Here is a 7,941-nt window from a genome sequence, read left to right as displayed (position 1 = left end):
CTGTGAGCGCTTCCTGCGGCTATTTGTTCAACATTATTATCAATGCGTACCGGTTTATTCTTATTGATAAATGTGCCGTCTCCGAGCTGGCCGTCCTCATTCCAGCCCATTCCCCAAAGGGTTCCATCCTTCTTTATAAAAAGGCTGTGAAAAACACCGGCTGTAACCTTTATTACATCGGATGCAATTTTTACGGGTTTATTTCTGCTTGTATTTGTGCCATCGCCAAGCTGACCATATTTATTGTATCCCATGGCCCAGAGGGTGCCGTCGCTTTTTATAAACAGGCTGTGGGCATTGCCGGAAGCCACCTGTGCTACATCGGAAGCCACCTCCATCGGTGTGCTTCGTGTATCTGTTGTACCGTCGCCAAGCTGACCATTATTGTTATAGCCCACACTCCATAACGTTCCATCTTTTTTAATATAAAGGGTGTGATACAGGCCTGCATCTATCCCGGTGGGCAAAGCTTTAAGCATGTTTTGATCAACAGGCTGTATTTTTGAACCGGTATTTTTGCCTGATTCCGCGGCAAGTGCTGTAATATCAACCGGGAGCAAAGAGAAAATCAAAAGGATTAATATTAAAGCAGCATGTCTCCTCAAAAGAAATCTTACGATACATTGTCTGTCTATCATTCCGTTGTTCCTCTTAATGTTTTCTACGGGTTTAACATAAATTGCCTTCTACCTGATTCTGACCGCTGATCTCTTAAAGCTGTAAGCCCCATCCGGAATTTGACTCTTTCCGGATGGACACTATTTAAGTATAAAAGGGATCTCCACTGAATGACGACCCCGTATTTTAATACCCTGTTTTATTCCTGGGACCCAGAGGGGCATGATCTTAACTAGCCTCATTGCCTCTAAATCGCACAGCCTGTGAAGGCTTTCCAGTATGGTGACATCATATATCCTGCCGTTTTCATCGATCATAAACCCGACAATAACTGTGCCCTCTATCCCCATTCTCTTTGCTGCAACCGGGTATCTGAGATTCTGCGCGATCCAGTCATATAATGATCCGCTTCCGCCCGGGAATCCTGGATTGACATCAAATTCAGATTCAACAGGGCTGTCTGTTCCAATACCCTCTGAATTTTCTGTATCATCCGCGTATTCAGAGCTTTCCACAGGGTCATCAACTTCCTTTATCTCATCCTCCTTTTCTATTATTTCCGGTTCTACGATCTCTTCCTTTACTACCTCCGGCTCCACATATTTTTCAATCTCCGGCTGTTTAACCGCAACCTTTTTGGGCGGCGCATATGCCTTTTCAATGGATGGGGGTTCCGTCAGTTCATTGTAATTTATAATCTTGATTTCCCTTGTCCTGTGCACCTGCTTTTTATTAATACTTGAGTAATTTAAAATTACCATAAAGATCAGGAATAGCAGGATTACTGTCAGCGCAGCGATGGTAAGATACCGGTTGTAAATGCCTCTTAAAACATAGGCCCCGTAACTTTTATTCCTCTGCTCAAAGACGATTTCATCCCAGTTTTTTTGCTCGGATTCCATTTTATATCTCTGCCCCGCCCGCATATTTGCTCAGGATATTTTTATCCTCTTCTTCAATCTCAACAAGCGCATATCTTTTTATATCCGTAATCTCAAGTTCATCAAGTACATTAACCAGGTTTTCATATGTTGATTTTTCTCCGGGTTTGATAAGCACAACCATTTTATCAATAACCCTGTTTTGCTCAAGAAGCATCATCCTCAGACCTTCATGGGAATAATCGGTCTCCTGCACAGATGGTTCAGTAAGGCCAATGTACCAGTATATCCTGTTTGATCCACCCAGCACTAAACTTAGTACATGTTTTTCATTGATCTTTGGCTGAACAGAATCTGCATCTCTTTTTTCGGGTATTTTTATTTCCATGACCTGGGGCTTGTTGAATGTAGTGGTAAGCATAAAAAATGTCAGCAGCAGAAAGGCAAGGTCCACCAGGGGTGTCATATCAACCCCTGGCCTCACTTTTCTATTCTTCCTTAATATCCCGTCGCTGCTTTTTTGTCCTGTTTTGAATTCACCCAAAATAATTTCCTTTTTGACTTAATCTGTTTTGCTTTTCGTATCTGTTATTAGTGAAAAGGTGTTTACATCTATATCCTTAAGCGTATCCATTATCTGTTTTATAACAGGATAGGGGGTAAGCCTGTCACCCTTAATCACTACACTGGCCACGGGGTTTGATAATCTTGCATATGATATCCAATCACCCAGTTCATTATGATCTTTGCCTGCAGGTATGCCTGTCATGATAATTCCTTTACGTTCTGAATCAGACAGCCTGAGATACTCTTTTAAACCGAAAACAGGGATGCCAATCCCGGGCAGATTTGAAAAGGCATCAATCTCATCTGCTGTAAGTCCCAGGCCCCATCCGCTGTTTATTACCTGCCCCAGCGCCTTCAGGTTTCTCTTCCCATCTATCTTGATATAGATAATACCCTCTTTTGAAACCATGATGTAGATCAGATTTGCTTCAGGGAGTTTGGCCATGGCGGTAGAGGCAGGCACGGTAATCTGAACAGGATCAGGGGGTGCAAACTGGGTTATGATCATGAAAAAAGCGACAAGAAGAAACCCCATATCAACCATAGGGGTCATATCGATTCCAGGCCTGCCTTTTCTGATCTTTTTTATTGCCATGTGGAACCCCGGTTATTCAACACTGCTGTTGAAGGTGCGGACAATCATCTGCCCGGCCTCGGCTGTATGGTACATTATATGATCTATCCGTGTAGTGACATAACTGTAGAAGATTATGGCCAGCATGGAGGTGATCATGCCCAGTGCCGTGCTCATTAATGCCTCTGATATGCCTGTTGCAAGACCAAGGGCATCGGGTGCGCCTGAATGGGCAAGTGCGGCAAAGGCCTTGACCATACCTATAACAGTCCCAAGAAGCCCGGTGAGGGTTGAAAGTGAGGCAATGGTAGAAAGTATAATGATATTTTTTTCAAGCATGGGGAGTTCCATATCAGCCGCATCTTCAAGCTCTTTCTGGAGAGAAAGGTTTTTTTTGTCAAAGTCGAGTTCTTTGCGGTTTTCAAGTTCCTGAAATTTATCAAGCCCTGCCCTTAATACACTTGCTATTGACCCCTGCTGCAGGTCACACTCTTTTTTTGCAGCATCAATATCATGGGCGGATATAAGCCTCTTCACCCTCGCTACAAATTGTGCAGGGTTCCCATTCCCCCTGGCCTTTTTAAGGGTCCATATCCTCTCAATCAAAAAGGTCAGCACCACCATAAAATAGGTTATAATGACTGGCACTGTGTCTCCGCCTTTATACATCATCCCCAGTATATCACCTGAAAGGGGGTGATTTAACGGGTTATTATCCACAAAATGGGAAGGGTCACCAAGGATATATTTATAGACTATAATGCCAACGACAAGCTCAACAGGGATCACAATTGTCGCAAAAAATGTGCTGGTTTTTTGAAAAGAGGGCATTGATTTTTCCAGTGTATTTAGAAGTCCCATTTTGATTGTCTCTCCTTCTCCATGTTATTTGATTAATTTCTGTTATCACCTGCGATTGAAAGTAAATAAATGTTCTTCTCCATCAATTGAAACGCTGATCTTAAAATCCCCTTTTATCCCACGAGGAATTTCATTTGTTCGGCAGGATATTAATGCGGCTATACTTTCACGGGGCATTATGGTCTTTTGGTTTAAAATGAGGTCGGGTAAAGTTTCTCTCAGTGTTTTCAATTTTCTAGAAGTTTCCTTTAACGTCAAATATCGAGACATAGAATAGCCATTAGGAACATTAGCAAAAATGACATTAAAAAGACCACTATCCGCGTAAATATAATCATTATCCCGAGTGAAATAAACCATATCATTTATCATTCTTTTCTGGTATTTATACAAAACATCGTTCATGAATTCCCTTGCAGACAGCACATCCAGTTTTTTAACCGTCCGCTTTTTATCATGCCCTTCAAATATCATGGAGATGTTTTCATTGCCTATTGTTATTGGCTCCTCTCCGCCATTTTCAACGATAACATTAAATATGGCGTTGTCATTCATATAGGATAATTTCTTATAGGGTGCGATTGAAACCATGTGCCATTTTTCCGAGACTACCGCGCCATAGGGGTCTGTCTTCTGATCCGGCAATGCAACGGCAGTTAATTCCATCTTATGGGTTGTGGCACATCCATGTAAAAACAATATTGACAATATCAGTAAAAACATAAAATTGATTTTCATAATTAACCCCTGTTATTCCTTCGCCCCAACACTCTCAAGAACACCTGATGCCTCTTTCCATCTGTTTCTTTCAGCCAGCATAAGTGCTGAATACTCTTTTCCTCCTATAGCCACCATGAGATTTGTATCAGACCCCCATTCACAGAGAAGCCTTACTATCTCAGTGTGTCCATTCTGGGATGCAATCATAAGTGCGGTTGACCCGTCAGATGCCCTTATATCTGTGATTGCTCCGTTTTCAACAAGGGCTTTTACAACATCGGTGTGTCCGTTCTGGGATGCCATCCACAATGCTGTCCTGTTGTCACCTCTTCTTGCAACACCTATTTCAGCATTTTTTCTTACAAGCATCCTTACAATATCTGCGTTCCCCTCCTGGGCCGCTATCCAGAGGGCCGTCACCCCTTCTCTTGTCTTCTGGTTAACCTCTGCTCCTTTAAGTATGAGTAGTTCTGCTATGTCCCTTAACCCGACCTCAGACGCTATCATTAATACAGAGGCATCATTGTCCCTGTTTATAATGTTTACCTGCGCGCCATTTTCAATAAGGAGTCTCGCAACAGGGCTGTGTCTTCTTGTAACTGCCATCCAGAGGGCGGTTGTGCCATTTCGCGCCTTCTCATTTATCCTTGCCCCATTTTCCAGAAGAAATTTCACCAGTTCAAAATCACCCATGTTCGCCGCAATCATAAGGGGTGTTGTTCCGTCGCGAAGCCTTGCATTCACATCAGCGCCATATTCTATGAACAGTTTTATTATTTCGGTATGCCTGTTTTCCAGAGCCAGTATAAATGCGGTTATACCGTGGATTGTTTTTTGATTTATTCTTGCGCCTCTTTCCAGAAGAACCCTGACAATATCTGTCATGCCCTGCTTTGTTGCGACTATCAGGGCCGATTCACGCAATATATTGCCTACCCCCTCCACCCTAGCGCCTTTTTCAAGAAGGAGCCTTGCCGAATCCGAATGGCCGTTTTCCAGTGCAATCCAGAAGGGTGTTTTTGTGTCAGTGGAGCGTGGCGGGATAAAATCAACGTTTGCACCGTTCTCTATAAGGAGCCTGACAACATCTGCATAACCCTTTTCTGATGCAAGAAAAAGGGCGGTTTTTTTATCTGTTTTTGTATAAACATCCACATTGGCGCCTTTTTCAATAAGAAGCCTTACCACCTCAGGGTGCCCGTTTTTTGATGCTATCCAGAGGGGGGTTGTCAAATCGAAGCTGGTTTCATTCACTTCAGCACCATTTAAAATTAGGATCTCCGCAATATCCCTGTGACCCTTTTCTGATGCGGCATAGAGAGGGGTTGTACCTTTGCCGGTTATGTTTATGACATTGACTCTTGCGCCCTTTTCAATAAGAAGCTCAACCACATCCCTGTGTCCCATCCGCGAGGCTATCCAGAGTGGCGAACCTCCTTTTTCAGTTCTTAAAGAGTCATCAATTAATTCATCTACAATTATCCCAGCTTCCGGAGCTGATTTTATTATTTTATCCCCATGCATAGTTAAAAACCGACCCGTGCTTTTTCTCTGGCGCTTCAGCCTTTCATCCTCCCTGTCATCTTCATTCTCTTTTTCAGGCACCAGATCATCAATATCCTTTGACACCTTTGCGTTTACACGGGCCCCTTTATCAATAAGCAGCCTCGCGACATCAGTATGACCGTTCCGTGACGCGGCCCAGAGGGCCGTTATATTGCTGTCTCCATACTTTGTGTTGACATTGACTCCATAATCAATAAGACTTGCTGCCACATCAGTATACCCGCTCCATGCCGCCCACATAAGGGCTGCTTTCCTGTCTATATTTCCCTGATCAACATTCACGCTCTTTTCCAGAAAGATCTTTCTGAACAGGGCATCGTCCTTCATAAAATCCGGCATGGCCTCCTCTTCATTCTTTTCAGCCTCTGCATGAGAACTGCTTATAGTATCCCGCTTGCGGGCTTTCTCAGGGGGCTGATAGAGCGGCATGTCCCTGAAGGTAAAACCGGTCATCTGTAAGACCTCGCGGGCTAGCCTGTTTTCTATCTGTTTTAGTGTCTTAAAGTCCGTGGTTGTACTGTCTCCAAGCTGGCCCAGGTAGTTTGACCCTGCTGCCCATAGTGTGCCGTTTTTTTTCACAAAAAGGCTGTGTGCGCCGCCTGCCGCTATTCTAACCGCCTCCTCTGAAACCTGAACCGGATGGGAAATCCGACTGCCTTTATCACTTCCCAACTGATACGAGTAATTAGCGCCCATGCCCCATACGCTGTTATCTTTCTTGATAAACAGGCTGTGGCTCATCCCCCCGGAAACATCAATAACCCCATTTGCGATCCTTGCAGGCATTCCGATATTATCAATATTCTTAACACCAAGCTGTCCATATTTGTTGTTTCCCATAACCCATAGACCGCCGTCTTTACCCACGAACAGGCTGAAGGTGCCTCCTGCCGAAATCCTCGCAACATCCCCTGTAATAGGAAACGGCGAAGGGTTGATCTTATCCCTTCTCGCACCAAGCCTGCCTTCCGCATTAAGGCCCATACCCCATAAGCTGTCATCATTTTTTAAAAACAGGGTGTGGACAACGCCTGCTGAGACCTGCTTCACATCCGTAGCAACCATTATTGGTCTGTTTCTAGTAAACCTGGAGCCATCACCCAGTTGTCCATCTTCATTTCTGCCCATTGCCCAGAGTGTGTTGTCATTTTTTATAAAAAGGCTGTGAAAGGCGCCCGCTGCTATTTGAGAAACACCTTCCGCAACAAGAACAGGCCTTAACCTTGTTTCGCTGGTTCCATCACCCAGTTGTCCATACCTGTTATTACCCATGGCCCACAAGGTGCCATCCTGCTTTAAAAACAGGCTGTGGACATTACCTGCTGCTGCCTGTTTTACATCACCGGCAATATACACCGGTGTGCTGCGTGAATCCGTGGCGCCATCGCCGAGCTGACCGTTATTATTGTATCCAACAGCCCAGAGTGTGCCATCGGTTTTAATATACAGGCTGTGATAAAGACCGGCAGCCAGTGATATTGAGGCGATCTTTGTTGTTGTATCTTTCGCTTTAACACTGGTTTCCTGCCTGATTTCCGCGCCAGCTTCAACTGTTTCAGCGAATATTTGACAAAAAGGTGTAGTTACAGAGCAAAGGTTATAAAGAATCATGGCAAGCAGAGAGATCCTGAGTATTTGAACTATAAGTGTCCTCATATTATTTCCCATAATTAAGTTTCATGTTGTCCTTACAACAGACTTATTGTCAGGAAACCTCACCTGGGAGGTTGCCAGTGAAAACATTTTTACACTTTTTTTGCCATTCCTGCGAACAGGCTGTTTCATAATCCCTAAATCACTAAAGATATACATATCGTTAATGAGTTTTTAGTAGGGTCGGGATTTACTCCCGACCGATATTTTTGTAGAGACAAGGTATGCCTTGTCTATTTTCGTGCAAAAGTAAATCCATGTTCTTCACCGTCAATTGAAACCTTAATCTTGAGATCCCCTGTTACAGGTTCAAAACACATAGTTAATACAAAAGATAATTAAGGCTTTGCTTTATTCTACATACAATCGGGTTAAACGATGCCGCCCGGGTTGGTACTATGGGGATATAATCAAGCGGCACAATGGTTATGCACTATAATATGGATATATTTTATTAGCAAAAAATATTTTAAGGCATAACCAAAGCATATTTACCCCTGT

The 7,941-nt window shown here is 43.6% G+C and carries 7 protein-coding genes; all 7 read right to left on the bottom strand.

Annotated elements, in window-relative coordinates; genetic code table 11:
* Positions 1-638, bottom strand: a 638-nt coding sequence (locus tag GX654_19455; GenBank protein NLD39043.1) for a hypothetical protein, incomplete at its 3' end; no start/stop codon positions are given.
* A 120-nt stretch (positions 639-758) separates the two neighbouring features.
* A complete protein-coding gene (locus GX654_19450) occupies positions 759-1,520 on the bottom strand; it encodes a TonB family protein (protein ID NLD39042.1) in 762 nt (253 codons plus the stop codon).
* Position 1,521: 1 nt separating this feature from the next.
* Positions 1,522-1,965 (bottom strand): biopolymer transporter ExbD, encoded by a 444-nt coding sequence (locus tag GX654_19445; protein ID NLD39041.1) that lies wholly within the window; start codon positions 1,963-1,965, stop codon positions 1,522-1,524.
* 96 nt (positions 1,966-2,061) lie between these two features.
* Positions 2,062-2,661 carry a biopolymer transporter ExbD gene (locus tag GX654_19440; protein ID NLD39040.1) on the bottom strand — a complete coding sequence of 200 codons (600 nt, stop codon included), beginning with the start codon at positions 2,659-2,661 and terminating at the stop codon, positions 2,062-2,064.
* Positions 2,662-2,673: 12 nt separating this feature from the next.
* Positions 2,674-3,501, bottom strand: coding sequence for a MotA/TolQ/ExbB proton channel family protein (locus GX654_19435; protein NLD39039.1), 828 nt, complete (start codon positions 3,499-3,501; stop codon positions 2,674-2,676).
* Positions 3,502-3,546: 45 nt separating this feature from the next.
* On the bottom strand, positions 3,547-4,239 hold the full coding sequence (locus GX654_19430; GenBank protein ID NLD39038.1) for a hypothetical protein: 693 nt from the start codon (positions 4,237-4,239) through the stop codon (positions 3,547-3,549).
* Between the two features lie 12 nt (positions 4,240-4,251).
* Positions 4,252-7,455: a hypothetical protein gene (locus GX654_19425; protein NLD39037.1), complete on the bottom strand. Its 3,204-nt coding sequence runs from the start codon at positions 7,453-7,455 to the stop codon at positions 4,252-4,254.
* Positions 7,456-7,941: the final 486 nt, after the last annotated feature.

This window comes from Desulfatiglans sp. (assembly GCA_012513605.1).
Classification (GTDB): Bacteria; Desulfobacterota; DSM-4660; order Desulfatiglandales; family HGW-15; genus JAAZBV01.
This window is presented reverse-complemented; position numbering and strand designations above follow the sequence as displayed.

What these genes read in the sequence shown, in the direction of transcription:
- GX654_19450 (NLD39042.1), bottom strand. Translation starts at nt 1,520, where the DNA reads ATGGAATCCGAGCAAAAAAACTGGGATGAAATCGTCTTTGAGCAGAGG.
- GX654_19445 (NLD39041.1), bottom strand. Translation starts at nt 1,965, where the DNA reads ATGACACCCCTGGTGGACCTTGCCTTTCTGCTGCTGACATTTTTTATG.
- GX654_19440 (NLD39040.1), bottom strand. Translation starts at nt 2,661, where the DNA reads ATGGCAATAAAAAAGATCAGAAAAGGCAGGCCTGGAATCGATATGACC.
- GX654_19435 (NLD39039.1), bottom strand. Translation starts at nt 3,501, where the DNA reads ATGGGACTTCTAAATACACTGGAAAAATCAATGCCCTCTTTTCAAAAA.
- GX654_19430 (NLD39038.1), bottom strand. Translation starts at nt 4,239, where the DNA reads ATGAAAATCAATTTTATGTTTTTACTGATATTGTCAATATTGTTTTTA.
- GX654_19425 (NLD39037.1), bottom strand. Translation starts at nt 7,455, where the DNA reads ATGGGAAATAATATGAGGACACTTATAGTTCAAATACTCAGGATCTCT.